Origin of the sequence: Listeria booriae (genome assembly GCF_000766865.1) — a bacterium.
Lineage (GTDB): Bacteria > Bacillota > Bacilli > Lactobacillales > Listeriaceae > Listeria_A > Listeria_A booriae.
Window position 1 is genome coordinate 1 of record NZ_JNFA01000031.1, and the last position, 26,105, is coordinate 26,105.

The 26,105-nt window shown below is 40.4% G+C and carries 24 protein-coding genes and 1 other RNA gene; 23 read left to right on the top strand and 2 right to left on the bottom strand.

The genetic code is table 11. The features are described from left to right. From EP57_RS15510 to EP57_RS15565, 12 genes are all read left to right on the top strand, one after another. Positions 1 to 2,751 (top strand): immunoglobulin-like domain-containing protein (locus tag EP57_RS15510; protein WP_036088214.1); only part of this gene is annotated, 2,751 nt, incomplete at its 5' end. Positions 2,752 to 2,884: 133 nt separating this feature from the next. Next, on the top strand, positions 2,885 to 3,382 hold the full coding sequence (locus tag EP57_RS15515) for a DUF4352 domain-containing protein (RefSeq protein ID WP_036088215.1): 498 nt from the start codon (positions 2,885 to 2,887) through the stop codon (positions 3,380 to 3,382). A 28-nt stretch (positions 3,383 to 3,410) separates the two neighbouring features. Beyond that, a complete protein-coding gene (locus EP57_RS15520; protein ID WP_036088217.1) occupies positions 3,411 to 4,697 on the top strand; it encodes a nucleotide sugar dehydrogenase in 1,287 nt (428 codons plus the stop codon). 14 nt (positions 4,698 to 4,711) lie between these two features. Then, on the top strand, positions 4,712 to 5,440 hold the full coding sequence (locus tag EP57_RS15525; protein WP_036088219.1) for a YveK family protein: 729 nt from the start codon (positions 4,712 to 4,714) through the stop codon (positions 5,438 to 5,440). A gap of 6 nt (positions 5,441 to 5,446) precedes the next feature. Next, on the top strand, positions 5,447 to 6,124 hold the full coding sequence (locus EP57_RS15530; protein ID WP_036088221.1) for a CpsD/CapB family tyrosine-protein kinase: 678 nt from the start codon (positions 5,447 to 5,449) through the stop codon (positions 6,122 to 6,124). 10 nt (positions 6,125 to 6,134) lie between these two features. After that, positions 6,135 to 6,785, top strand: a complete 651-nt coding sequence (locus EP57_RS15535; protein WP_052167722.1) for a sugar transferase — start codon at positions 6,135 to 6,137, stop codon at positions 6,783 to 6,785. A gap of 24 nt (positions 6,786 to 6,809) precedes the next feature. Further along, positions 6,810 to 7,544 carry a WecB/TagA/CpsF family glycosyltransferase gene (locus tag EP57_RS15540; RefSeq protein ID WP_036088225.1) on the top strand — a complete coding sequence of 245 codons (735 nt, stop codon included), beginning with the start codon at positions 6,810 to 6,812 and terminating at the stop codon, positions 7,542 to 7,544. A gap of 1 nt (position 7,545) precedes the next feature. Further along, positions 7,546 to 8,058 carry an acyltransferase gene (locus EP57_RS15545; RefSeq protein WP_036088226.1) on the top strand — a complete coding sequence of 171 codons (513 nt, stop codon included), beginning with the start codon at positions 7,546 to 7,548 and terminating at the stop codon, positions 8,056 to 8,058. Positions 8,059 to 8,066: 8 nt separating this feature from the next. Further along, positions 8,067 to 9,311 carry an O-antigen ligase family protein gene (locus EP57_RS15550; protein WP_036088228.1) on the top strand — a complete coding sequence of 415 codons (1,245 nt, stop codon included), beginning with the start codon at positions 8,067 to 8,069 and terminating at the stop codon, positions 9,309 to 9,311. Beyond that, positions 9,311 to 10,750: an oligosaccharide flippase family protein gene (locus EP57_RS15555; protein ID WP_036088231.1), complete on the top strand. Its 1,440-nt coding sequence runs from the start codon at positions 9,311 to 9,313 to the stop codon at positions 10,748 to 10,750. Before EP57_RS15550 ends, EP57_RS15555 begins: the two co-directional genes overlap by 1 nt. Further along, positions 10,747 to 11,823, top strand: coding sequence for a glycosyltransferase (locus EP57_RS15560; RefSeq protein WP_036088232.1), 1,077 nt, complete (start codon positions 10,747 to 10,749; stop codon positions 11,821 to 11,823). Before EP57_RS15555 ends, EP57_RS15560 begins: the two co-directional genes overlap by 4 nt. 240 nt (positions 11,824 to 12,063) lie before the next feature. Then, positions 12,064 to 12,624, top strand: a complete 561-nt coding sequence (locus tag EP57_RS15565) for a cyclic nucleotide-binding domain-containing protein (RefSeq protein ID WP_143812820.1) — start codon at positions 12,064 to 12,066, stop codon at positions 12,622 to 12,624. A gap of 137 nt (positions 12,625 to 12,761) precedes the next feature. Here EP57_RS15565 and EP57_RS15570 read toward each other — a convergent pair whose 3' ends face one another. Beyond that, entirely contained in the window at positions 12,762 to 13,619 is an 858-nt protein-coding gene (locus EP57_RS15570) for a GRP family sugar transporter (protein WP_036088237.1), read from the bottom strand. Between the two features lie 161 nt (positions 13,620 to 13,780). On the opposite strand from EP57_RS15570, the gene EP57_RS15575 reads away from it, so the two are divergent. The 9 genes from EP57_RS15575 (at position 13,781) to ffs (ending at position 22,455) form a co-directional block, all read left to right on the top strand. Beyond that, a complete protein-coding gene (locus tag EP57_RS15575) occupies positions 13,781 to 15,742 on the top strand; it encodes a BglG family transcription antiterminator (RefSeq protein ID WP_036088239.1) in 1,962 nt (653 codons plus the stop codon). Continuing rightward, a complete protein-coding gene (locus tag EP57_RS15580; protein ID WP_036088241.1) occupies positions 15,742 to 16,206 on the top strand; it encodes a PTS sugar transporter subunit IIA in 465 nt (154 codons plus the stop codon). Before EP57_RS15575 ends, EP57_RS15580 begins: the two co-directional genes overlap by 1 nt. Further along, entirely contained in the window at positions 16,203 to 16,523 is a 321-nt protein-coding gene (locus EP57_RS15585; RefSeq protein ID WP_036088242.1) for a PTS fructose transporter subunit IIB, read from the top strand. Before EP57_RS15580 ends, EP57_RS15585 begins: the two co-directional genes overlap by 4 nt. A gap of 12 nt (positions 16,524 to 16,535) precedes the next feature. Beyond that, entirely contained in the window at positions 16,536 to 17,642 is a 1,107-nt protein-coding gene (locus EP57_RS15590) for a PTS fructose transporter subunit IIC (RefSeq protein ID WP_036088244.1), read from the top strand. 17 nt (positions 17,643 to 17,659) lie between these two features. After that, on the top strand, positions 17,660 to 20,230 hold the full coding sequence (locus tag EP57_RS15595; protein WP_036088246.1) for an alpha-mannosidase: 2,571 nt from the start codon (positions 17,660 to 17,662) through the stop codon (positions 20,228 to 20,230). 223 nt (positions 20,231 to 20,453) lie between these two features. Then, entirely contained in the window at positions 20,454 to 21,113 is a 660-nt protein-coding gene (locus EP57_RS16755; RefSeq protein WP_077916886.1) for a glycosyltransferase family protein, read from the top strand. Positions 21,114 to 21,143: 30 nt separating this feature from the next. Continuing rightward, a complete protein-coding gene (locus EP57_RS16760; protein WP_255309238.1) occupies positions 21,144 to 21,572 on the top strand; it encodes a glycosyltransferase in 429 nt (142 codons plus the stop codon). 23 nt (positions 21,573 to 21,595) lie between these two features. Next, positions 21,596 to 22,102: an acyltransferase gene (locus EP57_RS15605; protein WP_036088248.1), complete on the top strand. Its 507-nt coding sequence runs from the start codon at positions 21,596 to 21,598 to the stop codon at positions 22,100 to 22,102. A gap of 86 nt (positions 22,103 to 22,188) precedes the next feature. Further along, positions 22,189 to 22,455, top strand: an RNA gene (gene ffs / locus EP57_RS16765) — signal recognition particle sRNA large type. Positions 22,456 to 22,527: 72 nt separating this feature from the next. On the opposite strand, the gene EP57_RS15610 is transcribed toward ffs, so the two are convergent. Then, positions 22,528 to 23,241 carry a Crp/Fnr family transcriptional regulator gene (locus EP57_RS15610; RefSeq protein WP_036088250.1) on the bottom strand — a complete coding sequence of 238 codons (714 nt, stop codon included), beginning with the start codon at positions 23,239 to 23,241 and terminating at the stop codon, positions 22,528 to 22,530. Positions 23,242 to 23,755: 514 nt separating this feature from the next. Between EP57_RS15610 and EP57_RS15615 the strand changes: the two genes are divergently transcribed. After that, positions 23,756 to 24,418, top strand: coding sequence for a Crp/Fnr family transcriptional regulator (locus tag EP57_RS15615; protein WP_036088252.1), 663 nt, complete (start codon positions 23,756 to 23,758; stop codon positions 24,416 to 24,418). Continuing rightward, positions 24,406 to 25,887 (top strand): AcpB/EbpR/MafR family transcriptional regulator, encoded by a 1,482-nt coding sequence (locus EP57_RS15620; protein ID WP_036088254.1) that lies wholly within the window; start codon positions 24,406 to 24,408, stop codon positions 25,885 to 25,887. The genes EP57_RS15615 and EP57_RS15620 overlap by 13 nt, the downstream gene beginning before the upstream one ends. Positions 25,888 to 26,105: the final 218 nt, after the last annotated feature.

Genomic DNA, 26,105 nt, shown 5'->3' on the forward strand with positions numbered 1-26,105 from the left:
TTAACAACAAAATCAACAACTGCTGTAGGAACAGCAGAGCCGAATGCAACGATTGAGATAAAAAATAATGCTGGTGATGTGCTTGGTTCAGGAAAAGTAGGATCAGACGGCAAGTACAGCATTACCATTCCGAAGCAAACCGCTGGAACAGAAGTAATTGCGATTGCAACATTAAACGGCAAAACATCTACAGCACAAACAACAGTCGTTCGCGGTGAACTTGATGCGACAACAATTAACAAAATTACTACGGAATCCGTATCTGTTTCAGGAACAGCAGAACCGAATGCAACTATCGTTATTACAGATCAAGATGGTAAGGAATTGGCAACAGGGCGTGTCGGATCAGATGGCAAGTACAGCTTGACGATTGCGAAACAACCAGAAGGAACAACTGTTTTAGCAACAGCATCTTTAGGAGGTCTTGAATCTGAGGCGTCAACTATCGTTGTACGTGACAGTATTGATCAAACGACGATTAACGCACTAACAACAGACTCTGTATCTGTTTCAGGAACAGCAGAACCAAACGCAACCATCGTTATCACAGATCAAAATGGTAAGGAATTGGCATCAGGACGCGTTGGATCAGACGGTATTTACAGCTTGACAATCGCGAAACAAGCAGAAGGAACAGTAGTAACAGCAACAGCAACAAAAGATGGTAAAACAGCAAGTACAAATACAACAGTAATACGTGATGGAATCGCCCCAACAACAATTGAAGCTTTGACAGCAGATTCCACGGTAGCAACAGGAACAGCAGAACCAAATGCAACAATCGTGCTTACAAACACAGCAGGAGCAACGATTGCATCAGGAACAGTAGGATCAGATGGTAAATACAGCTTGATAATTCCGAAACAAGCAGAAGGAACAGTAGTAACAGCTACAGCTACAAAAAATGGCAAGATTGCTACTGCAAACACAATTGTAACAGCAGGACAAACGATTGCACGAACAACAATTGGTGCTTTAACAACTGATTCTACAGTAGCAACAGGAACAGCAGAACCGAACGCAACAATCGTAATCAAAAATGCGGCCGGAACAATAATCGGATCAGGAACAGTAGGATCAGATGGCAAGTACAGCTTGACAATTGCAAAACAAGCAGCAGGCACAGTGGTAACAGCGACAGCAACAAAAGATGGTAAAACATCTAGCGCTTCAACAACGGTTACAAAACAAGCAACAGGAACAGTCGTAGTTACTGCACCATACTATGTCGGTCATGATTCTAATATTCAAGCAACAGTTTCTGGAGACGCAACAAAAGTATATCTTCTAGTAGATAATACGAAATATACAACTGTTCCAGTATCTGGGAAGTTCCAATATTATGCGAAAGACAAGATTACTAGCATCACACAAGACGCGTATATTGTTGCTACAGATGCATCAGGCAAAGAATTATCACGCGCGAAAGTAACATTGAAAGACGGTAACCTATTAAAAGGTACAGTTAAGGCAGATGAGTTCATTGTAGGTGCTACGAATTTTGTAACTGGTAATTTCACTGGTTCTGTAAGTAAAGTAGCTATTTCTGTCAATGGAACAGTGTACCCTGCTGTTGCAGTAACAGGTGCAGGTAAGCTTCAGTACTATGCGAAAGACAAAATCATTAATGAAACGGATGTTGTAAAACTGATTGGTTACAACTCAGAAGGCACTGTTGTTGCTACATCTGACGTTCCAGTTGCTGGACCAGAAAGCTTAACCGGTGACCTTACAGCAAATCCTAAGAATTTTGCGATTTCAACAGATTCTTATGTAAAAGGTACATTTACAGGGAATGTAAAAACAATTGCACTTGTTGTCAATGGCGTAGAATCAGCTAAAGTTGGTGTGCTTGATGCTACAAACTGGCAGTACTATGCGAAAGGTAAAATTCTAGCTCCAACAGATGTTGTTCTTGTAAAAGGTTACAATGCCGCTGGAACATTAGTGGATACAGAAGCAATCACTGTTTCGCAAAATCCAGCTGGACAAAGCACAATTACACCAGCCGCATTCAAACTGAAAACAGATACGTATGTTAAAGGTACTTTCAATGGTAGCGTGAAATATGTAGCGCTTAAAGTTGGAGATACAGTTTACAACAAGGTTGCAGTATTGGATGGCACAAACTGGCAGTATTACGCAAAAGACAAGATTTCAGATGAAACAACGCCAGTTTCCATTATCGGTTACGACAGCACAGGCACGCAAATTGTAACAGCACCTGTCACTATCACACCAGAAAACAAATCAACTCTAACAGCGAACACGTATAAACTAGGCGATAGTAATGTTACCGGAGCATATACAGGTTCCGTGAAATATGTTGCTGTTAAAATCGATGACACAACATATAGTAAAGTTCCAGTAAACACAGATGGTAGCTATCAATATTACATCAAAGATAAAGTAACAAACAAAGATAACAAAGTAACAGTCTTAGGTTATGACTCTACTGGTGCGGTTGTTGCTCAATCAGCAGTAACCATCGATCCAGGCGTAGCACCAACGATGACAGCAGATGATTTTGTAGTGGGTACAACAAAAGAAGTAACGGGTACATTTACAGGTGGTATCAAATACGTTGCTATTAAAGTTGGAGACACAACATACAGCAAAGTCCCAGTAAATGCAAACGGCACATACAAATATTATGCAAAAGATAAAATTACAGATACAACAACAAAAGTAACTGTTCTTGGTTATGACTCCACTGGATTAGCTCTAGAAGTAGACCTGACAGTTAAGTAAACACTTGATACAAACCGGTGTGATGACTAAATATCATTTAGTCATCACACACTTTTAAAAAATGGCTTTGAAAAATAGCTGTTTAAAAGTGGACAGCTCTATATAAAATAATGCAATACAAAGGAGTAATCAAATGCTAAAAAAAGTTATGTTAATTGCAATGCTAGGAGCCGGTGCTTTATCACTAGCCGCCTGTTCTACATCCACTTCTAATGAGGAAGCACCAAAGACAAAACAAGAAACAAAAGTGGAGAAAGAAACAACGTATCCAGTTAAGACGGTAAATAATATTGATATGCAAATTAAAAATATCGAAACAACAGAAAATGGAAAAGGCGACAAAAATATCGTCCAGCTAAACATGACTTTTAAAAATGAAACAGACAGTAAATATGGTATCGGCGGCAATGACTTTATTTTGAAAGCTGGCGATAAAACATACAACGTGAAAGCCGATGCGAACAATATAGGGACAGAAATTGCACCTGGTAAAACAGCGAGCGGTGCCGTGAATTTTGAAATACCGAAAGACGTGAAGTCTGGTGAGTTCTCTTATCAACCAGTGACATTTGGAAAAGACAAACCCAAAATACTTGCAACATGGAAAATTATGATTCCAGACAGTAAGTAATTTTTAAAATTTACGAGGAGATGATTCTTTGAAAATCGCAGTAATTGGGTTAGGCTATATCGGTTTGCCAACAGCTATTATGTTTGCTAATCACGGGCAAAATGTAGTAGGTATCGATCTAAAAGAAGACGCAGTGAACATGCTTAACGCAGGAAAAATCCACATTGAGGAACCCGGGCTTCAAATAGAGCTAACGAAAGCCTTACTATCTGGAAATTTTAAGGCGCAGTTGCAGCTAGAGAAAGCGGATGTTTTTATCGTGGCCGTACCAACGCCGAATAGAGCGGATACCTATCTATCCTGCGACTTAACGCATGTTCAAGATGCCATTCAGAAAACAATCCCTTATTTGGAAAAAGGTAATGTCTTGATATTAGAATCCACAATTGCACCACGCACGACGGAAGATGTCGTGAAGCCGATGTTGGAAGAAGCAGGATTTATCGTGGGACAAGATATCTTCTTAGTACATTGTCCAGAACGCGTATTACCTGGGAAAATTATTCACGAGTTAGTGCATAATAACCGTATTATCGGTGGGTTGACGTCAGCGTGTGTCGAAGCAGGAAAAAAAGTGTATGGCGTCTTTGTACAAGGAGAACTCATCGAAGCATCTGCGGGTGCAGCGGAACTATCGAAATTGATAGAAAATACGTATCGCGATGTCAATATTGCGCTAGCGAACGAACTAGCCAAAATTGGCAATGCGCTTGGTATTAACGCACTGGAAGTCATCGAGATGGCGAATAAGCATCCTCGCGTGAACCTACATTCCCCAGGACCAGGTGTTGGCGGTCATTGCTTAGCGGTCGATCCGTACTTCATCGTTGCTGCGACACCAGAAAATACACCATTGATTCAGCAAGCACGCGCTATTAATAGTTCGATGCCAGACTTTATTGTGGAAAACATAAAAGGCTTGATGGCAAACATCGATGGTAAAAAAGTGACCGTTTTTGGCACGACGTATAAAGGGGATGTGGATGATATCCGCGAAAGCCCAGCCATTGACATTATACAGCTTCTAGAAAAAGAAACCGATTTTGAATTGGTCGTATTTGATCCACACGTGAAAGCACCTTGGATTGAGTCAGATTTGGAAAAAGCGGTAGAAAATGCAGATTTAGTCTGTGTTCTAACGGACCATAGTGAATTTAAAACGGTAACTGCAACACAATTTGAAGGCATGAAACAGAAAAATATATTCGATACAAAACATGTCATTCCAGAGCTGGAAAAAATGGTGATTTACAATATGGGAAACTTGTATGAGATGAAGAAGGGGAGTAAAAAGTTAGTTCCAATAACGGAATAAGCCAGGAGGAAACAATGGAAGATAGTTTGAATATAAAACAAATATGGGATCTGCTGAAGAAGAATAAATGGATTATTTTTATCAGCGCGTGTGTGTGCACCTTGCTTATGAGTGGCTACCTGTATTTCTTCTCGACACCAATCTACCAGAGTGAAACGCAAGTATTAATCAATCAGTCTGTTCCACAAAACACGATTGTCCAGTCACAAGATGTGGAGGCGAACTTACAACTCATTAATACGTATACATCGATTATCATGAGCCCACGAATTTTGGAACAAGTATCTAACAACATGGATGACGCTTATTCAACGAAAGATCTGGAGCAAATGATTAAAGTAAATAGCACCTCAGATTCACAAGTCATCAAAATTAACGTGGAGAGCACTAATCCTTCAGACGCTGTTAAAATTGCTAATGAAACGGTCCGAATATTTAGTAAAGACGTTCCGAAAATAATGAAAATTGATAATATTTATGTTTTATCAGAAGCTTCTTTAGATGCAGACGCAGCACCAATAAAACCTCATACTACGTTACTCATTGTTGTAGCCGCCTTGTTAGGAATAATTTTGGGAATTATTATCATGTTTATTCGTAATTTATTTGACCGCTCTATTAAAACAGTAGAGGATATAGAACAAACGTTGGGGCTTCCCGTGTTGTCCATTATTAATGAAATAAAAGATGAGGACTTACAAGGAAAGCAAACAGGGAGAAAACGAAAGAAGCGGAAAGGATAATGTCCATTGAGTAGGCCAAAAATAACCAAAAGAAAGTTAATTACCGCAGTAAATCCAAGCTCGCCGATTTCGGAACAATTCAAGACGTTGCGGGCAGGCATTCATTTTTCATCCGTAGATAAAGAATACCGATCTATTTTAGTAACTTCGCCAGAACCAGAAAGCGGAAAATCCACGGTATCAGCGAATCTTGCAATTTGTTATGCCAAGCAGGGTAACAAAACATTATTAATTGACGCAGATATGAGGAAGCCGACAAGTCACCGTACATTTGGCATTCCTTATAATGTTGGTTTATCCAATATGCTTACAGATAGCAAAACAGAGTTTAAAGATGTATGTCACCCCACAGAAATCGAAAATTTAATGGTTTTAACGAGTGGTACCATGGTGCCTAATCCAAATGAATTATTAGGCTCTAATAGAATGGAGCAGTTGTTAAAGCATTTATCAGAACAATTCGATCAAATTATTATTGATACCCCACCTATTTTAGCTTCATCGGATGCGCTTGTTTTAACCCCCTATGTAGAAGGCGCAATTGTCGTGCTCTGTAGTGACAAAACGCTAAAAGAACGCGCAAAAATAGCAGTGCAACAACTTCAAAAAACACATATTCCGATTATTGGTACGGTTTTGAATCGTGTGACGAATAATTCGGATAATTACTACTACTATCAATAAGGAGATTACCATGGAATCCATGAAAAGTGTGGCTAAGCCCACAAAAACAACTATTAAATTTTACCCGATTGTCAAACGCGTAATGGATGTGCTCGGTGCAAGCGTTGGCCTACTTCTTTTGACGCCATTTTTAATCATCTTAGCATTAATTATTAAATTAAGCGACTTGAGAGCTCCTGTATTTTTTAAACAAGAACGAATTGGAAAAAATGGAAAACGATTCCTGATGTATAAATTCCGTACGATGATTCCAAATGCTGAGGAAAAGCTTGCGGAGCTGCTTCAGTTCAATGAAGTAGAAGGTGCGATGTTTAAGATGAAACACGATCCACGGGTTACGAAACTAGGTAGTTTTTTACGAAAGACAAGTATTGACGAATTACCACAACTTCTCAATGTAATAAAAGGAAATATGTCCCTTGTCGGACCACGACCGCCACTGGAACGTGAAGTCGCTGAATATTCTGTACGTGATTATGGAAGACTATCCATTACTCCAGGCTGTACAGGATTATGGCAAGTGAGTGGACGTAATGATGTGAGTTTTGCAGAAATGGTGGATTTGGATTTGGAGTATATTCAGAAAGTTAGTTTTGCGCTAGATATCCAAATATTACTCAGAACGGTACGGGTTATTTTTGTCCCGAATGGCGCCTATTAAGTCAGAGGAGAAGTGAAATATAGTATGGCACGAGCGTTTTTGTTAGGTAGCTATGTCGATTTGCTTACGATGCAAGAAACTTTGGATAAAGTCGAATCGATTATTCAAATTGGAAAGCCGGTGCAACATGTTGTTATTAACGCTAGCAAAATTAATTTGATGGCAGAAAACAAGGAATTAGCGGCTATTGTGAATGCGTCACCGCTGATTAATGCGGACGGACAGTCGATTGTATGGGCGATGAAATTCCTGGGACATGGAGCTCAGGAACGAGTTACAGGCATCGATTTGTTTGAAAAGTTAGTGAAAAAGAGTGCGGAGAAGGGCTATCGTGTCTATTATTTCGGTGCTAAAGAGGACGTAGTGCAAGAAGTCGTCCGCCTACATCAGCAACAGTATCCGAATCTGGCGGTTGCTGGATATCGAAACGGGTATTTTGACGACATAGAATCAGAAGAGATTGCGCTGGATATTCGAAAATCGAAAGCCGATATCGTCTTTGTTGCTTTTTCCAGCCCTAAAAAAGAGCAGTGGATTCATGCCTATAAGGACACTATGGGTGCACCATTTGTGATGGGCGTCGGCGGTAGTTTTGATGTGATGGCTGGTGTAACGAAACGTGCGCCGCAATGGATGCAGAAAACAGGGCTCGAGTGGTTTTACCGATTTATGCAAGAACCAAAGCGCATGTTTAAACGTTATTTTATCGGTAACCTAAGTTTTATGTCAAAAGTTATACAAGAAAGGTGGCGGCAATAAGATGTTAGCAAAATGGACTTTCTCAGTCTTTAATGTGCTTCCGATGCCGAATCGATTGCTTTTTGGACGGATTATTCGTCACATAAAGAACCAGATGGCCCAGTCTTTCTTTGGAAGTTGTGCCAAAAACAGCAATTTGCGTCCTAAGTTGAAATTACGCCATCCTAAAAATATTCACCTTGGTAAACGTTCGTCGATTGGGGACAATGCGCGCATTATTGCGACGGCTCCTGTTCATATTGGTGATGATGTATTGATGGCGCCAGATGTGGTGATTTTAACGGATACGCACTGTATTAATGGCAGGGAGAAGATTTTAGATAGTGGAACAACAAAAAAACCTGTGTTTATTGGCAATGACGTTTGGATTGGGACGCGTGTCACCATTTTAGCAGGTGCGGAAATTCCAGATGGTTGCGTGGTGGCAGCAGGTGCCGTTGTGCCAGCTAAAAAATATCCGCCATATAGTGTGATTGGTGGGGTACCTGCCAAAGTGATTAAACAAGAGAGGTAAGGATAACGTTGCTCAAAGAAACCAAAATTTTCATCATTTTATTCGCCATGTTCCCTGTCGTCGATGCGCTGAATGGATTTGTGCTGTCAGCTGGTATCAACCTCCCTATCGGTGTTGTCTATCGCCTGATTTGTGTTGGCTTTCTCGTTTTTCAAATCGCTAGAAAAGGATTCCCAAAAAGGCTCTACACGATACTGTCTATGACCTTTATCTTGTATGGTGTAATCGCGCTGTTCATACAGACTATCGTATTACAAAATGATGTGTCGGCGCTCTTCTATGATCTGACGAATATGACTAAGTTTTTCCTTTGGGCGCTTATTCCTTACTACGTCTATCAAAGGCGGAATCAGCTGATGGAAACGAGTTATGAAAAAATTTTCTTAGCGATTAGTATCTTCTTTACGCTCGGACTACTTATTCCGTATACACTTGGGATTGGTAATCAAACATATGCTGGTTCGGATGCAGGGTATAAGGCTTTTTTCTTTGCTAATAATGATACGACAATTGGATTCATTGTGTCGGCGACGTTCACGGGTTGGTATTTGTTTCGACAGACGAAGGCAACGAGATTACGGACACGTCTGATGTTGGCTTTGCTCTATTTAGGCAATTTGCTTAGCTTGTTGCTTTTAGGAACGAAAACGGGGATTGTATACGGCGTCGTGTTAACGATTTTCTTACTTCTGCGCTTTTTCTTCTTTCAAAAACGTGTTGGTCCAGCTGTGAAATGGGGGGTAGGCGTGACAGTCGTTACGGTGTTGACGTTTATTCTATTCCAAGGTCGCGCTTTTATTGTCGAGACGATGTCTGGACTTGTACAACGACTCACGTATTTCTACACCTTGTACAACGGCGATTTAGTCCGGTTTATCACAAGTTCGCGCAGTGAATTTCTAGATTCGGCTTTCCGCTCTTTTATAGATAGCGGAAACTTGATAACACAACTTTTCGGTTATGGATTTAGTCATCGTGTCGCGACATGGGGACTAGGCGATTTAGTGGAAATGGATTTCTTTGACGTATTTTTCTCGCTGGGCATTTTGGGTCTCCTAGTTACTCTAAGTCTCTTACTCTTCTTTTTTGTAACAGCCTGCAAAAAACGAAGCATCTACAGTATGCTTTTCCTCATCCTCATACTTTATGGCGTTTTTGCCGGTCATGTTTTATTTTCCGCTCTATCATCCACTTTGTTCGGTCTCGTATGCGGTGGCCTATTCCTACAAAAAGAAAGTTTGTGTGAAAAATAATGAAAGCTTTTGTAACACGTTTGATGCAATTTGCAGTTGGTTCCCTCGGCGCGGCACTATTAAATTTGCTGACGATTCCAGTTATTACGTTTTTTATCTCCCCAGAAGAATACGGTAAAACCAGTATGTTTATGCTGGCGCAGACATTGTTAATTTGTGTTATTTATTTAGGTTACGATCAAGCCTTTGCACGTGAATTTTACGAGTATCCAAATAAGAAAAAACTGTTTAGCACGGCGATAGTGGTTCCTTTTCTATTCTCCGGTGTTGTCATTGGTTTGATGTGCTATTTTGCCAAGCCTATTTCTGCTTTTTTGTTTGGCAGTGACATGTATTATCATGCGGTGTATCTCATCGCAGCATCCATCCCTTTTCTTATCTTTGAGCGATTTCTATTCTTGTACGTTCGGATGCAAAACAAAGCGTTGGAATTTTCCTTGTTCAATATTATCGTGAAATTTAGTATCTTACTTTGCACCGTTCTTTTCCTCTTATTCTTTCCTCATACGTTTATCACGGTGATTTATGCCACTATTATTGGACAAGTAATAGGAGACACTATTTTAATGCTCCGAAATGTGCGAATTCTTTATATGAGTCCGGTTAAAACAGATCCAGACCTTTATCCGAGACTCGCCAAGTTTGGTCTGCCGATTGCAGCGGCGACGGTAATTTATAGCATGTTTGTGGTTATTGATAAGCTGTTTATCCGTTATTTTTGTGACTTTGAACAGCTGGGCTTATACACGGCCGCTTTTAAAATTGCGAGTGCCCTATTGATTTTGCAGACAACATTTTCTAACTTTTGGGTACCGACGGCGTATGCCTGGTATAAAAAGCAAAAACCGATGCACTATTTTAAATTGGTGAGCGATAGCATTATGTTCCTCATCGCGATTCTCTTCATGGGGCTACTTCTTTTTAAAGGCGTGATTATGCTGGTTTTGTCACCAGAGTATAGTCAGGCACAGTATATTTTCCCATTCTTATGTTTCTATCCCCTGATGATGACAGTGAGTGAGACGACGAATCTAGGTATCGTTTTTCTGAAACGAAGCTCGCTGAACATTCTTGTTTCTATTATTGCGCTGATTGTATCTGTTGGCTTGAATTTGCTACTCGTGCCAACATATGGAGCGATTGGAGCTTCAATTGCAACAGGATCCGCTTACATTGCGTTTTTCTTGGCACGGACGTATTTCTCGATGCGGATTTGGAAAGGCTTTTCTGTTAAAACACATATGATGACAACCTCGTTACTTGTTGTCGCAGCTAGTTTAAATAGTATGATTCACACGGTGTGGCTGATCTCGATTATTAATGTGGCCGTATTGTTGTGCATTATCATTATCTACATTCCCTTACTTCGCACGCTATATCGTTCTTATTACGCCAAGCGGCAACAATCTATTTCACACGAGAAAGGAATTGAAGCATGAAAATACTTGTTATTTCCAATATGTTTCCATCGAAAGAATACCCATCTTACGGCATTTTTGTTAAAAACCATGTTCGCTTGTTAAAAGAAGCAGCAGACAAAATAGAGACGATTACGATGAGAAAAGAGTTAAATAAAATGAAGAAATTATGGCTTTATATTCAATTTTACTGTCGCATTTTCTTTACCTTATTATTTAAAAAATACGATATAGTCTACTTGCATTATGCGTCTCACAGCGCGTTCCCGATTTTAGGTGCTAAGTTTTTGAAGCGCCAAATAAATCTTATTGTTAACCTCCATGGAAGTGATGTATTCCCGGAAACCCGTCTCCAAGAACGTTTACAAAAATGGGTAGCGCGACTTCTAAAACAAGCAAGTCATGTTGTCGTCCCGTCAGATTATTTTAAGCAGGTGGTTGTCAAACGATATAAGCTTGCATCTCAGGACGTCTTGATTTCTCCATCAGGAGGCGTCAACCGCGAGCTTTTTACACCGCAACACATAGTGAAAGATCCGTCTGTTTTTCAGGTGGGTTATGTTGGACGGATTGATGTTGATAAAGGATGGGATGACGCGTTGCGAGCTTTTTCTGAATTTAAGCATCAATCGAATCGACCGGCGCAATTAATTATGGTTGGAAGTGGGAAAGAAAATCCGCGAAAAGAAGCAATGATTCAAGCCTTAGGATTAGAAGATGTGGTACGTTGTTATGATTTATTGCCACAAGAAGAACTGGCGGCGCTATACAACGAAATGGATGTGTTTGTTTTCCCAAGCCGTAGAAAAGGGGAAAGTCTGGGCCTTGTTGGACTTGAAGCAATGGCTTGCGGGATTCCAGTGATTGGAAGCCAGATTGCAGGGATTCAAGGCTACCTTGTGGAAGGAAAAAACGGTTACTTAACAGAAGTCGGAAATCCTTATTCGATTGCGGAAAAATTGCTAGCGTTTCACGCCAATAGTGAGGAAGAAAAAGCTCGGTTACGTCAGAATGCTTTTGATTCTGCGATTCCTTACGATCAGCAGCAGGTACAAAAAGAGATGGTTCATATGCTGGCAGTTTTAGCGAAATAATGAGTTGGATGGTTAATCGAACTGGGCGCTTAAAAAGGAACACTTATGCACTTAAAAGATGAAATCACTGAAATACTAGTTAATCAAATTAGGCCGTTAAAATAATGCTTGCTTCCCGTTTTTTTAATCAAGCATCAGTTTAAGGTCAGTAATTTATGGAGGGGGCTGGTGTCATTAGTGAAAGTGATAGCGCAAGGGGATTTTGTGGCTTTAATAAGAAAGTAGAGAGAGGAGTAACCAATGATGAGAGAACAAGATTTAATTTATTTAAAAAAAGGTGAGAAGGTAACACAATCAGGAGGATTAAGCTTGATTGAAGGCTATATTGAGTGCACGACGTCAGGTAGGTTAATCTGTTTTATTGGGCCAGGGAACATTTTTATAACAAGTGATAAGCTTAACTTTAAAAATTCAATCGTGTACAAAGCAAAGTGTGATGTTATTCTGCTGGAAACGTCGGATATAGCATCAAATAATTCGTTTGATGCAGAAAAGAAATGGAACGATTACATTTTAACGCAGATATTTACTAAGTTCGAAATTCTTTATTTTCCAGCAAAAGAGCGATTTTTGAATATACTTTTTCAAATTGCCAATGATATTGGAGATCAGATTGCAAGTGATTGTCATGTACCCAAAATATTGGTACAGCGAGAACTTGCAGAGTACGCTAATTGTACCCGTGAATATTTGAGTATAATCAGAAAAGAGCTTATTTCTGATGGATGGATTACGGATTCAAAACAGTTGGTATTACTTGATTGGAAACGATGGAAGCGAAAATTTGGAACGAATATCTAAATGAAAACGAATTACTATGGAGTTGGAGTTTGAAATTTTTAATTCTAAAATAGCTTTATTTCTAATGGTAGTCGTAGTTTAAGTAATCCAATATAAAGAAAAGGAATGAAGTCGACTGCTGACTCCATTCCTTTTCTCTATTTCAATATACTAAGCAACACAACCCCAATCATAATTAACACAATCCCCGAAATAATAAACCCCCATTCCAACAAGTTTTTCTTCTGCTTAAATATTAAAATCCCACCAATTGTCGCTACAATAACACAGGCTTGCGAAATCGAGAAGCTGGTCGCAACTCCAAGTACCGCAGTCGCCAAGAACATGCCTAAATTCGCGATTGACCAAGAAAGTCCGGTCATCAGATTGAAGGCTACATTTTTGCTAGAAATGGTAGATTTTTTCGCTAAGTTAATGCCAATGGCGCATGTCAGCATCCCGATGGCTTGTGGTAAGATGATAGAAAAGCCAGTGACATGAAACAGCTGGTTTGTCACTACGTAAAGCGTTAAAAAGAACGAAGATAAAATAACGATACCGTAGACATGAATGGAAACCGACTCCGTGATATGATTCCCACGTTTTTGAAAACCGGTCATTACAACCCCAATCAATATTAAAATTACTGCAAAAATACCAATCACAACGGCCGTCATCGTCTGCCACTCTTGAAAAACAAGAACCGCAAAAAGTGTCGCGCCAATCAATTGTGTCCCGTTCGAAATCGGCATAGCTTTGGCGACACTAGAAGCCGCAATCCCTTTAAATTGCAGTAATTGTCCAAAACTCCAAAAGATTCCTGAAACAAAACTCACAATAAAAGAAAGACTTGTTATCTCTGGCGATAAAATCCAGAATAAAACGAAAGCAAACAATAGCGCGCTAATCGATGTCCCCAAAAGCTGTTCCTCGGGGGTACTTTTTCGCAAGTTTGCAATAATCGGCATGAATCCCCACCCAAGAACAGGGAGTAAAGCGATAAAATAAATCAACATAATTAAAAGCTTCCTTTCTAGGTTAGTGGTGCCATTTAAATCTATCATTCTCCCAATTCAACAGCAATATCCCAAAATTACGGTATTCAATGCGGTAATTTTCGTAGTTTTCGGGAGGAGGAACTTTGTAATAGAATAAGCGTAGGGAAAGGAAATTAAAAATGAAAGCGGTAACGAAAATGATTGCAAATCGCGAAAAAAATATCATTCAGTTTCTCATGAAAACAGGTCAAACAAGTGTTGGAAATATCGCGAATCACCTCGGACTCTCAGAAAAAACTGTCTCGAATTCACTAAAAGAAATTGATCAGTTTCTGCAAAGTTTCAATATGACGGTCGTTCGCAAACCAAAAATCGGCGTATACATGGAAGGCGATAGCAACGCGCTTGCTCAAGTTACGCGCTTTCTGGACAATCAAGTCAGCACGATTCCATCAACAAAAGAAGAACGTGTCATCTACATTTTCAGTACATTACTAAAAGCAGACGACTACATCACGATTCACCAACTCGCAGAAGCGCTCTACATCAGCCGCGGTACCATCGAAAAAGACATGCTAGAAGTCGGAAAACTGCTTGAAAAAGAAGGCGTCACCTTGTATAAAAAGCCTAGTAAGGGGATGAAATTACTTATTAGCGAGCGAGAAAAGCGCGCCCTAACATCCAAATTCATCAATAACTTCTGGGGCAACAATTGGTATTTGAAACAAGAAGGCGAAAAAGTATTGCAGGCTTTCGACACGATTCAAGCAGATGTTACAGGCATTTTTCCAGAAGAAGGCCTGAAAGAAATCATTGCGATTGTTCAAGAATTCAGTGAAAAACATGATTTTGCCTTCACGGATTACGCGTTTCAATCCATCGTCATTCATTTGGCCATTGCTGTCGAGCGAATTCGCAAAGAAGAATACGTGGAAAACATCGGAATCGATCCAATGAAAGACGTCTTCGAATCACAGCAACAAAACACCGAAATCCTAGTCAATATGTTAGAACAACGCCTATCTATCAAGATTCCAACATTCGAAGTAGGATATATTCAGCTTCACTTGACCGCCGCCTACAACCAGCGCCACGACGAACTGCTCGTAAATGAACGCACCACAGAAGACCATGTCGCCACATTTGTAAGCACATGCCTAGCGGAAACGAACTACGACCAGGAGCTGCTTGAAGGCCTAACAACACACATGAAATCCGCGATTAACCGGTTAAAACTCGGTATGCACTTCAAAAATCCCTATCTCAGCAAAATAAAACAAAACTTTCCCCAAGCATTTGAACAAGCGCTGTATTTCAAAGCCAATTTTGAAAAGGAATATGAAGTGCAGGTAAACGAAGACGAAACGGCGTACATCGCGTTACATTTTGAAGCCTATAACGAAAGAAGTCGTTCCTTCCCAGACCAAATTCGCGTTATCCTTGTGTGTAGCACCGGCCTTGGTTCATCCAGACTACTTGCCGCTAGAATTAAAAAATATTTCCCAATGATTACAATTGAAAAAATACTGTCCGTTCAGGCGCTCATGGAAACCGAAGTGGACGTGGACTTAGTTATCAGCACGATTTACCTCGAACTAGAAGACATTCCAAGCATTGTCGTGAGTCCGATGATGAGTAAAGCCGATTTACAACAAGTCGAACGCCAAATGGAACAAACGAGACGCCGAAAAAAGAAATATAGCCAAGCATTTCTTGATTTAATCCAGCCAAAAACGATTTTTGCGCAACTCGATGTTATTACAATGGAAGACGCGATTTTTGAAATTGGCAACAAGCTAATCACAGAAGGCATCGCCAAACCAGGCATCGTAGAAAGCGCTCTGCGACGGGAAGCCTTGTCTTTCACATCGTTTGACGAAATGGCCACACCACACGCCGAACCAGCGCTTATCACGGAATCTCGAATTGTCATTGCGACTTTAGCGAAACCTGTGAAATGGGGAACCGTCGACGTAGACAAAATCTTCTTTATCGCCTTAACGGAGCAGAACGGACTCGATTTAGACGCAGTGTACGAACAGTTTTACAAATATATTGATAATAAAAAATGGATGGAAAAGCTTGCCCAACTACAGAGCGCGGCTGAAATCTATGAGCATTTATTAAAGGATGGGATGTAATGGAAGTAAAAGATATTTTAACAAAAGAACTGGTCGTCTTTGATTTAGAAGCAACGACGAAAGAAACGGCAATCGAAGAAATGGCAGAAATTTTGAATGCGCATGGATTTTTGGCGGACAAAACAACGTATGTCCAAGCCGTCTTAGAACGAGAAGCGCACGCGACGACAGGAATCGGCAACAACATCGCCATCCCTCACGGCAAAAGCGAAAGCGTCACCAAATCAGCTATCGTTTTTGCCAGAACAAAAGCCTTGATTGAGTGGGAATCGCTTGATGATGAGCCGGTAAATATGATTTTCCTGTTAGCAATTACCGACTCGGATAAAACCGACGGACACTTGAAAATCCTTGCTGAAATCGCGACCAAACTCATGGACGACGACATAGTAGCAAGCTTGAAAAACACGCGCGACCAAGAAGAAGTTATCCGAATTTTAAACGAAGGAGTGGTAGAAGTATGAAACGCAAAATTATCGCAGTAACTGCCTGTGCAACAGGTGTAGCCCACACATTCATGGCCGCACAAGCCTTAAAAAAAGGTGCGAAAAAAATGGGGAATCTAATCAAAGTAGAAACACAAGGCGCGACAGGTATCGAAAACGAGTTGACAGAAAAAGACGTAAACATTGGCGAAGTGGTCATTTTTGCAGTAGATACGAAAGTTCGCAATAAAGAGCGCTTCGATGGCAAAGTCATTCTAGAAGTACCGGTGAGCGCGCCAATCAAAGACGCAGAAAAAGTAATCAACGCAGCGCTTGCGCTAATCGACGAAAAATAAGGAGGATGTACCATGTTCAAAAAAATTGGGAGTGAACTGAAAAAACACGTTTTAACAGGTATTTCATATATGATTCCGCTCGTTATTGCAGGTGCCGTCATTATGGCGATTGCCCGTGTTGGCGGTTCGTTTTACGGTATTACAGATATTTGGGACGCAAAATACGCGGATAGCGCGAATAATATTATTTCATTGTTGCATAGTTTAGACGGTTTTGGTGGCTTGGCATTGGGGATGATGTTCCCCGTTATCGCCGCGTTCATCGGTTATTCGATTTCCGACAAATTAGCGATTGCACCAGGTCTTGTTGGTGGTTTGCTAGCTCGCGATATCGGCGCAGGTTTCCTTGGCGCATTAGCAGCTGGTTTGATTGCAGGTTATGCGTGTCTTCTAATTAAAAAATACGTGAAACTGCCAAAAGCTGCGGCTTCCATCGTGCCCGTCTTTTTAGTTCCTGTTTTTGGGACATTGATTACTGTTCTTATTATTAATTATGTTGTAGGAATTCCGTTCGCAGATTTGAACAAAGCGCTGGAAAGCTGGCTAAACGGTATGTCAGGCACGAACCAAATTTTGATGGCGGCAATTATTGGCGCGATGGTTGGTTTTGACTTAGGCGGACCAGTGAATAAGGCAGCGGTAACAACGGCGATGGCCCTTTTAACCAGTGGGATTTATGCTCCAAATACGGCGGCGCAAGTAGCGATTATCATTCCACCGCTTGGTCTTGGTTTGGCAACACTCATCGCAAAACGCAAATACAACGCGGAAATGCGCGAAGCTGGGAAATCCTCACTTATCATGGGCCTAGTCGGCATTAGTGAAGGCGCGATCCCGTTCGCAGTAGAATCCCCGCTAAAAGTTATTCCGGCAACCGTTATCGGCTCGGCAATTGGTGGCGCACTCGCTGTGGGACTTGGCGCAGTGAACCAAGCACCAATCAGCGGCTTTTATGGCTGGTTTACGGTACAAAATTGGCCAGTTTACATTCTTGCCATTGCAGTCGGAACTCTGGTCGTAGCAGGGATGTCAGTGGCTTTGCGTAAAGCAAGTGCAGGACAAGAAATGGCTGGTGCTGTAGACGAAGATGATTTTGATGAAGCAGAATGGGAAGCTTAAAAAAAACGGAGGTAGTTATGGTAAAAGCACATATTGTGAATCATACGCATTGGGACCGGGAGTGGTATTTCACTTCGGCCGATGCGCTGGTTCTAAGTGAACAACTTTTTACGGAAGTCATTGAGGAGTTAAAGACGCATCCAGAAGCGAATTTTGTATTGGACGGTCAATTGTCGATTTTAGATGATTATGTCGCGCTGTATCCAGAGAAAATGGCGGATATTAAGCAGTTAATTGCAGACAAGCAGTTGTTTATTGGCCCGTGGTTTACGCAAACCGATGCCTTTTTCGCGCACGGGGAGTCGATTTTGCGAAACGCGATGATTGGGATTTTTGATAGTAAGAAGTACGGCGATTATATGAAAATTGGTTATTTGCCGGATACGTTCGGTTTTAATGCCCAAATTCCGACTTTATTGGCGCACGCAGGGTTTGATAATGTGATTTTTTGGCGTGGGATTCATCTTGGAGAGCATGTCAATTCGCCGTATTTTAAATGGCAAGGTCTTGGCACAGATTCATCAGTTTACGCGATTAATATGCCCCAAGGTTACGGCACGGGGATGTTGCTTGAGCCAACGACGGCGTATGTGGATGGTCGGCTTGATCCAGCGATTGATTTTATTGAAAAGTATAGCAAAACGACGGAAGTTCTGATTCCATCTGGGAATGATCAGCTGAACATTATTACCAATTTTGCGGAAAAATTAGCGGAGATAAACAAGATGGGGCGCCATTCTTACGCGTTAAGCACGTATCAGGACTTCATCCAATATGTGAAAGAACTGCCTGATTTAGAGGAATATCGCGGCGAATTCCGAAGCCCAGTTCTAGCCCGAGTACACAAAACAATCGGTTCAAGCCGCATGAACATCAAGCTAAAAAGCGCCGAATTAGAACAAAAATTGCTAACTCGCATCGAGCCACTTCTAGTCATCGCGAAGGCATCAGGAATTTCTATTAGTGAACGCTTGCTGATGCATACGTGGAAGAAGTTGCTGGAAGGGCAAGCACACGATAGTTTGGCGGGATGTGTTTCGGACGCGGTTGCCGAGGATATTTTGCATCGTATGAAAGAAGCTGACGAATTATGTGATAGCATAGAAAACACGATTGTGAAGAAAATCGCCGACGACTTGTCACTAGCAGCAAATGAAATTCTCGTTTTTAATACCGAATTACACGATTTTGACGGCTATAAAGAAATTCAAGTAGTAACAAAGCATAAAAACATTCATTTCCCAGAATTTCCGAACGCGACAATTATTCACGAGCAGTTTATCGAACCGCGCCAGAACGTGTTGGAAGAAACGCCAGCCGGGAATCGTTACATCGAGGAGCCGGGCTATTATGTCCTTCAAGTGCGCGTGAAGATGGCGCTCCCAGGCCTCGGCTACCGCGTCATTCATTTTACAGAAAATCAGCAAGCCTTAGAGTCTATGACGCAAGCAAGCGGCACATCAATCCAGAACGAATTTTACAAAATTGCTTTTGAACACGGCGAAATCATAATCGAAAATGGCAAACAAACAGCTTCTATCGAATTAGAGGACGACGCGAATGCTGGAGATACGTACGATTATTCACCGCTAGCAGGAGATATAGCGCGAGTTCTCACTTTTTCAGAAGCAGTGACGGAGAAATCGAGCGAAGTAGAGCGACTAATTTTGACAGGTACAAACACATTGCCACTAGACCGTTTAGCGAACAAAGGGCAAGGCGAATTACGCATTCAAATGACACTAGAATTAAAAAAAGGCAGCGAATTATTGGACTGCGAAATAGGAGTCGACAACCAAATCAAGAATCACCGTCTCCGCCTGAAAGTGAATACAGGCGTTGTAACAGATTACAATATCGCTTCCTTACCATTTGGCTACATCGAACGAAAACCAGGCGTACCAGCGAATTGGCAAGAAACATATAGTGAAATGCCGATCGACATCGAGCCGCTAGAACAAAGCGTAACATTAACCAATGAAGCCCAAAGCTGTACCATTTTTACACGCGGAATCAAGGAATACCAACAGCTAGACCAGCACATCGCACTGACCCTACTCGCAACAACAGGTGAACTCGGCAAACCAGATTTAGCCTACCGACCAGGTCGAGCGTCCGGCGACACAACCAAGAAAGGCCACGTCCTTATCCCCACCGAAGGCGCACAACTCATAGGCACACACCAATTCTCACTAGCCATCTATCTCGGCGCCGAACCGTTCGATGCCCGCAAAACAGCTTGGCGCACAAGAGAATTTAACCAACAAACCGTGTCCTATCAACGCCAGCCGTTCAATCACTTTTTACATCGCTTAGACAACAAAATCCAGAAAACCGAACGACAACTAGGCGCAAAACGAACATTAGGCCTGCAACATTTACCGAAAGAATATCTCATCTCAGCATGCCATCCATCCTACTACGACCCAAATAAATACATCATCCGCATTGAAAATCCAACAAGTACACCGCAAAAAATCGATTTGCACGGCGGGGAAGTAGTCAATGCCATCGAAGAAACTATACAAAACACAAACAACACGATTCCAGCGTATGATGCGATAACATTACGATTACAAATTAAATAAAAACAAGAGCTTGTTCAAAATGTCATATTCGGCATCTAGAACAAGCTTTTTTGACCCTCAAAATCAACTTTTACAAATCTGTGTCTAAAAATACATAATTCTGTCCATAAAAATAATAGTACTGTGATTTCTATCTCTTCATTCAGAAAAAACTTGATGCTAGACTAAATATATGAATATGTAAAGGCATTGCGCCAATTAAATATAGAAATGGAGAATAGAAGTGAACAAAAGAATTTTAATCGTGTTAGAAGCACTTGAAATGGGTGGAGTTTCAAGAGTCTCCTGTGTTATTGCGGATGAATTGGTCAAGAATAACCATAATGTGACGCTATACTCAACGCTAAGCAACACATCTTATTACCAAACAAATGCCAATCTTCATTTTGCGAGAAATAAGAGCGGCTTGTCACATAAAGCCCGAAAAGCGATTACTAAAGCAAGAGCCATTTTCAAAATAGAAACATCACCAGCATTTACTAATAAAACAGAACTCGCTAATTTGCTCAACTATCTAGAACAACACGAATTCGATACGGTAATTCTGACTGCCAGATTTATTTCGTATGCACCCGATATTAAGCGGAAATTTCCCGAAATCAAAGCGATTGGCTGGGTGCATAACAACGCGCTAATCTATTTAGATAAATACTATGTCAGAAGCAGAAGTTATTTCATACAGGGCTTATCCGAATTAGACTGCTTAATCGGCCTAACAGAGTCAGACGTCCAGACTTTTTCGAAATACACCCCGAACGCCAGATTAATTTACAATCCAATAACAATTGAAAAAAATGACGTAATCTCGAATTTAACAGCTAAAGTAATTTCATTTGCAGGACGCGTCGATTTTCCTCACAAAGGCATTGACTACCTCATTTAACTTGCCTCGAAATTACCGAGCGGCTGGCAAATAAAAATGGCAGGCGACGGAAATCCGAAAGAAATAAAACGCTTTTACGCACTCCGAAAAAAACTAAATGCAGAAGAAAAAATCAGTTTTGAAGGAAAAATGAATGATACACAGCTACAGAACCATTATTTAAATAGTTCTATCTATGTCATGACGTCTAGATGGGAAGGTATGCCTCTTGTATTAGCAGAGGCGATGAGTTACGGCCTCCCAATTGTGGCATTCGAACAAAGCGGCTCAAGCGAAGTACTAGCAGCAGGGAAATACGGAGTGCTAATTGAAAATGGTAATATCGACGAAATCGCTGAAGCCATCCATACGCTGATACGCGACACGGAGCTCCGAAAGCACTATCAACAATTATCCTTACAACGGGTTCACGATTTTGAATTAGCTCGTATCATGAAGCGATGGGAAGAAGTACTATAAACTCAATTGTCCGGAGGTTAAAGATGATAAGTTGGAAAAAATGGAAGAGAATCATCGGTGTTAGGCGAGTTCGATGCTACATTGCTATTAAGAATCTATTCGGAACTTCGATTTCAATCGGTCGAGGTCTTTATTTCAGACGTAACTTCTCAATAGTTACACTGGCAGAGGGACATATCTCGATTGGTTCCAATGTATTTTTCAATAATAACTGTTCTGTCAATTGTTGCGATGCAATCACGATTGGGAACAATGTAATGTTCGGTGAGAACGTTCATTTATACGACCATGACCACAGATATGCGTTAGGAACAGACCTTTTCGCAGAACAAGGCTACAGCACTGCGCCAATTATAATAGGAAATAATTGCTGGATAGCCACTAACGTAACCATTCTAAAAGGTACGCAAATTGGAAATAACGTCGTAATCGGAGCAGGCTGTACGATAAACCAAAACATCCCTGATAACACCGTGGTAACCGCATCACAGCATTTAAATATTAGAGAAAATACGAAAACCTACAATTAGGCAAAAAGCACAAGTTTCTACTTGCACTTTCACAGAAATAAAGGTATATTAATAAGTGAGCCGTTTTTAAAGCGGCAGCCAATTTGTCATGCTAGATGGGGACGTAGCGGAGCCCTGTAACCCACAATCCGCTCTAGTGGGGTTGAATTCCTTACCGAGGCTTTGCACCTGTTTGGTCAGCCCTTTGTAAGTGGTGTTGACGTCTGGGTCTTGCGCAATGGAAACCTGTGAACCATGTCAGGTCCGGAAGGAAGCAGCATTAAGCAGTGCTTTCCATGTGCCGCGAGGTCGCCTGGGCTGAGCTAACTGCAGAGGTAACGCAGATGGATGTATCGCCGGAGTAAGGTGCATGGCATTAAATTAGAATATACCGAAGCCTTCTTTCAGTTTTTGAGAGAAGGCTTTTTTTACATATCTGAATCTAGTTAGTATTTTTTCCGATTAATAAAAGGCGCTACAAAAAAATGTGATACCCGAATCGCGTCTATATCAAGAATAATCCATTGCCCTTTTTTTATCGTAATAAGCCCGTCCTCTTTCAGCTTTTCCACAATCTTAATCGTGTGGCTCTTGGAAAGGTTCGAAAATTCACTGAGCTTATTATAAGTCAAAAAGGGAGGCAATAGTCGGTAACCATGCCCATCAACGATTCCAAAATTCTCAGCAAGATACTCTAAAAGATACTGAATCCGTTGTTGCGCACTAATCTGAGCTAACGTATTAACACGCGCGATATCAATAATAACATTCTCCATTTGAGAAATAAGCACAAAGTTTTTCGGATCTTCCAGTAGCAAACAATTCTTCAAAAACTGAAAATCAATCACCCAAACAAGCGCGTCTGCAAGCACCTCCAATCGGATTTCCCTAGGAATGTATTTACTAACAACAGGCAGAACCGGAAAATCCCCATGTTGCGAAATATAAAGAAAGTTAGGTTTATCATCGATGACATTCGATACTTGTATAAAACCGCTTTGAATAAGGTAGCAATGATCACGATGCGCGTCTAAATATATTTTCTCCCCTTTTTTTAGCTTTAACTGACGGGAATGTTCATAAAAATCCTCGCTTTTGTTCAACATAAGCAGCACCCGGTTATAATTAGTCAGACTATTAATGTATTCCGAATTATACATAATATCATTCCTCCTACCTATTTCTATATTAACCTAAATAAATATACATAAACACAAAGGTCCAAAATCAGAACAATAATCACAAAAACAATACTATTCCGAGCATGAAGTCAAATTAACAAAAAGACACGAAAACTCCATAACTAAAAGAAAACCCCCATTTATAAGCACCAAAATACAATCAAAAACCCCCGAATTGTTATTATTTCATACCTTTAAATCTCGCCAAAATAATATGAAGAAAATATGAATAAAAATAAAAAGAATATACTAAGATACAAGAAGAACAGCAAAACAGTAGTAAACCAATTGATAAATAAAGAAATTTAGCTTGCAAAAAAGCATAAGAAAGAAGGTTAATTTTATCAAGTTGTGACAGAAAGTACACAAATAAGCAAGGATAAGTCCAAAAAACGCACTTTTAAATTAAATAAGAGCTGTTAAGATTTAAACGTGGAGAACCTACGAGAGAACACACGTAAAACGAAATAAGAATAGTGAAGGAGATCATGAAATGGAACAAATATTGGAATTATACGGAAGAGACACACTCGAGGATAAATTCAATGATTCAAACTTATTTAGACAGCTTTCCTCGTTGACTCCCAAGAAAATGGAGATAAAGAAAAGAGATGTCCTAACAAGTTCTAGCGACTACATTTACTACATCGTAAACGGAACACTGGCCCAAAAAAAGCTAGGCGTCCCATTAGCGGTTATTGGAGGAGGAAGTTTCATAGGCCTTAATTCCTTCCTATTTCAAAAAAATGATGTCGAAAAATACGAGGTTCTCGAAGCAGGAACGGTGCTAGCATTTAACAAAAAAGATACCTTATTCTTACTATTAAGTCTCCAAGAAGGCTGGCTCTATTTACTATTCCGCGAAAAAAAACAAAATGAAATTCTGGTAGAAAATCAACTCCTACTATATAAAAGTGGCCAAGACCGCGTAAAAGAAACATTATGCCAACTCGCAGAGAAATTCGGAACTCCGGTACAAGAAGGCTGGATCATTCCAAGATGCTTCAATAAAAAATTCCTAGCAGACTACACCAACATGACACTCAATTCCATCAAAAGAATCACAGAAATATACATCGCAAAAGGCTGGCTAACAATAGAAAAATATCACTTTATTATTAAAACAAAAGGTGGTGACGATCCTTGGGAATTGTAGGCTCATTACTCTCACTAGAAACAAAGACCAATTTGCTTATAAAAATATTGAACATTCTTAATAAAGATAGTTTTTTCATTAAATTAAAAGATTTATCAGACCAATTTGACGTAACAATTTCAACGATGAAAAGATATTTATCAGAACTTGAAGAAATTTTACCAGAAGGCTTTGAAATAGAAACTGTTTCTTATAAAGGCGTACAACTCATCAAACCCAGCAATCGCTCCATCCTGGAAGTAGAGCAAATATTAATCAAAGAAACACTCACCTTCAAACTGCTTTCCGCCGCTTTTAGAGAACAACATGACAGTGTTGTAAACATAGCCGAAGAACTATTCATTTCCCAGCCACTACTCTATAAAAGCATTCGCAATATCAACCAAAGGCTATCCAAATTTCATATTTCCATCTCCAAACGTCCTTTCCAACTATCCGGAAAAGAAACCGACATCAGGAATTTCTATTTCCAGCTCATAAATGAAGCGAAGTCAGATGTAGCAATGCCAGACGAAGTCCTTCGCATCGTCCAAGACTTTATCGCCAGGCTCGAATTAGAACTCGATAACCACCTGCCCGCCAAAACAGCCCAACAAATTATTCTACTTACCATCATTACCATCATCCGCGTCCAAGAAAAAAACGATATTGGCGAAAACATATCTAGCGAAACCGCTAATCCCAACGTTTCCGTAGCCGTCTTTTGCATGATAAAAGAAATTCGCGAAAAGCTAGATCTCTACGTATCCCGCGAAGAATACAGTTGGCTAACCTATGTCATTAGCAAACAACTAAAAGAGTACCCAGCACCAGTTGGCAGTTCTAACTTCATCTATGGAATTGAAGGACTAGGCCATTTTGTCAGTCAAGCAGAAAAAATCGTAGAACAAAGCTTGACGACCAATACACAATTTCTCACACTTTTGCATACCCAGCTCGTTTTTGAAGACACAGGAACCTATATGGCGGATTACCTCGACTACGAAGAAGGAAAGCTATATAGCGAAGTGCAACGACTCTACCATTCCGATTTTAAAAAAGTAAGCGCATTTTACAACGAATTCAGCAATACCCACCCAATGTACAAAATCAATACCCGCAAAAACATCATGGAAATGCTCATCTTACTAATCACGTTAAAAAGAGCAAGAAAACGAATCGCGCTACTCACAGCCAAAGGCGAGCTATGGGAAACCTTCATCAGAATCAGTCTAGAAGAACATCTATCAGGCCATTTTGAGTTGGTTACCGTTACAGAAGCCGATTTACAACACACTATGGAAGGGTACTGTCTGCTAATCAGCGATATAGAAGTTGAAATCGGAACTTTACCCGTCGTTGTTATTAGCGATGTCCCGAATCCAAAAGACATCAGTAACATAAGAAATCAATTGGCCAGCCTGCAATTCAACCCACATCCAAACGTCGTATCATTTTCCTATATTCAAGACACAGCCTATAAACATTAACACCAAATTATTTAAAAACGAATAAATTCCCGCGGCAAGCCTAAAAATTTAGCAAATCCAATCCCTATTCATAAAAGCCAAACAGCAAAATTCTCACCCACAAAAACTAAAAAACAGCTTGCCACTGCGATTAAGCACCATTTTAAAACCTACTATTTTAAATAAAATAAAAGTAAAGAATTGGATTAAGATAAGAGTGTAAATGATGCATCCAATCA

Coding starts and splice junctions, on each gene's coding strand:
- EP57_RS15515 (WP_036088215.1), top strand. CDS start 2,885: ATGCTAAAAAAAGTTATGTTAATTGCAATGCTAGGAGCCGGTGCTTTA.
- EP57_RS15525 (WP_036088219.1), top strand. CDS start 4,712: ATGGAAGATAGTTTGAATATAAAACAAATATGGGATCTGCTGAAGAAG.
- EP57_RS15535 (WP_052167722.1), top strand. CDS start 6,135: ATGGAATCCATGAAAAGTGTGGCTAAGCCCACAAAAACAACTATTAAA.
- EP57_RS15540 (WP_036088225.1), top strand. CDS start 6,810: ATGGCACGAGCGTTTTTGTTAGGTAGCTATGTCGATTTGCTTACGATG.
- EP57_RS15545 (WP_036088226.1), top strand. CDS start 7,546: ATGTTAGCAAAATGGACTTTCTCAGTCTTTAATGTGCTTCCGATGCCG.
- EP57_RS15555 (WP_036088231.1), top strand. CDS start 9,311: ATGAAAGCTTTTGTAACACGTTTGATGCAATTTGCAGTTGGTTCCCTC.
- EP57_RS15560 (WP_036088232.1), top strand. CDS start 10,747: ATGAAAATACTTGTTATTTCCAATATGTTTCCATCGAAAGAATACCCA.
- EP57_RS15565 (WP_143812820.1), top strand. CDS start 12,064: ATGATGAGAGAACAAGATTTAATTTATTTAAAAAAAGGTGAGAAGGTA.
- EP57_RS15570 (WP_036088237.1), bottom strand. CDS start 13,619: ATGTTGATTTATTTTATCGCTTTACTCCCTGTTCTTGGGTGGGGATTC.
- EP57_RS15575 (WP_036088239.1), top strand. CDS start 13,781: ATGAAAGCGGTAACGAAAATGATTGCAAATCGCGAAAAAAATATCATT.
- EP57_RS15580 (WP_036088241.1), top strand. CDS start 15,742: ATGGAAGTAAAAGATATTTTAACAAAAGAACTGGTCGTCTTTGATTTA.
- EP57_RS15585 (WP_036088242.1), top strand. CDS start 16,203: ATGAAACGCAAAATTATCGCAGTAACTGCCTGTGCAACAGGTGTAGCC.
- EP57_RS15590 (WP_036088244.1), top strand. CDS start 16,536: ATGTTCAAAAAAATTGGGAGTGAACTGAAAAAACACGTTTTAACAGGT.
- EP57_RS15595 (WP_036088246.1), top strand. CDS start 17,660: ATGGTAAAAGCACATATTGTGAATCATACGCATTGGGACCGGGAGTGG.
- EP57_RS15605 (WP_036088248.1), top strand. CDS start 21,596: ATGATAAGTTGGAAAAAATGGAAGAGAATCATCGGTGTTAGGCGAGTT.
- EP57_RS15610 (WP_036088250.1), bottom strand. CDS start 23,241: ATGTATAATTCGGAATACATTAATAGTCTGACTAATTATAACCGGGTG.
- EP57_RS15615 (WP_036088252.1), top strand. CDS start 23,756: ATGGAACAAATATTGGAATTATACGGAAGAGACACACTCGAGGATAAA.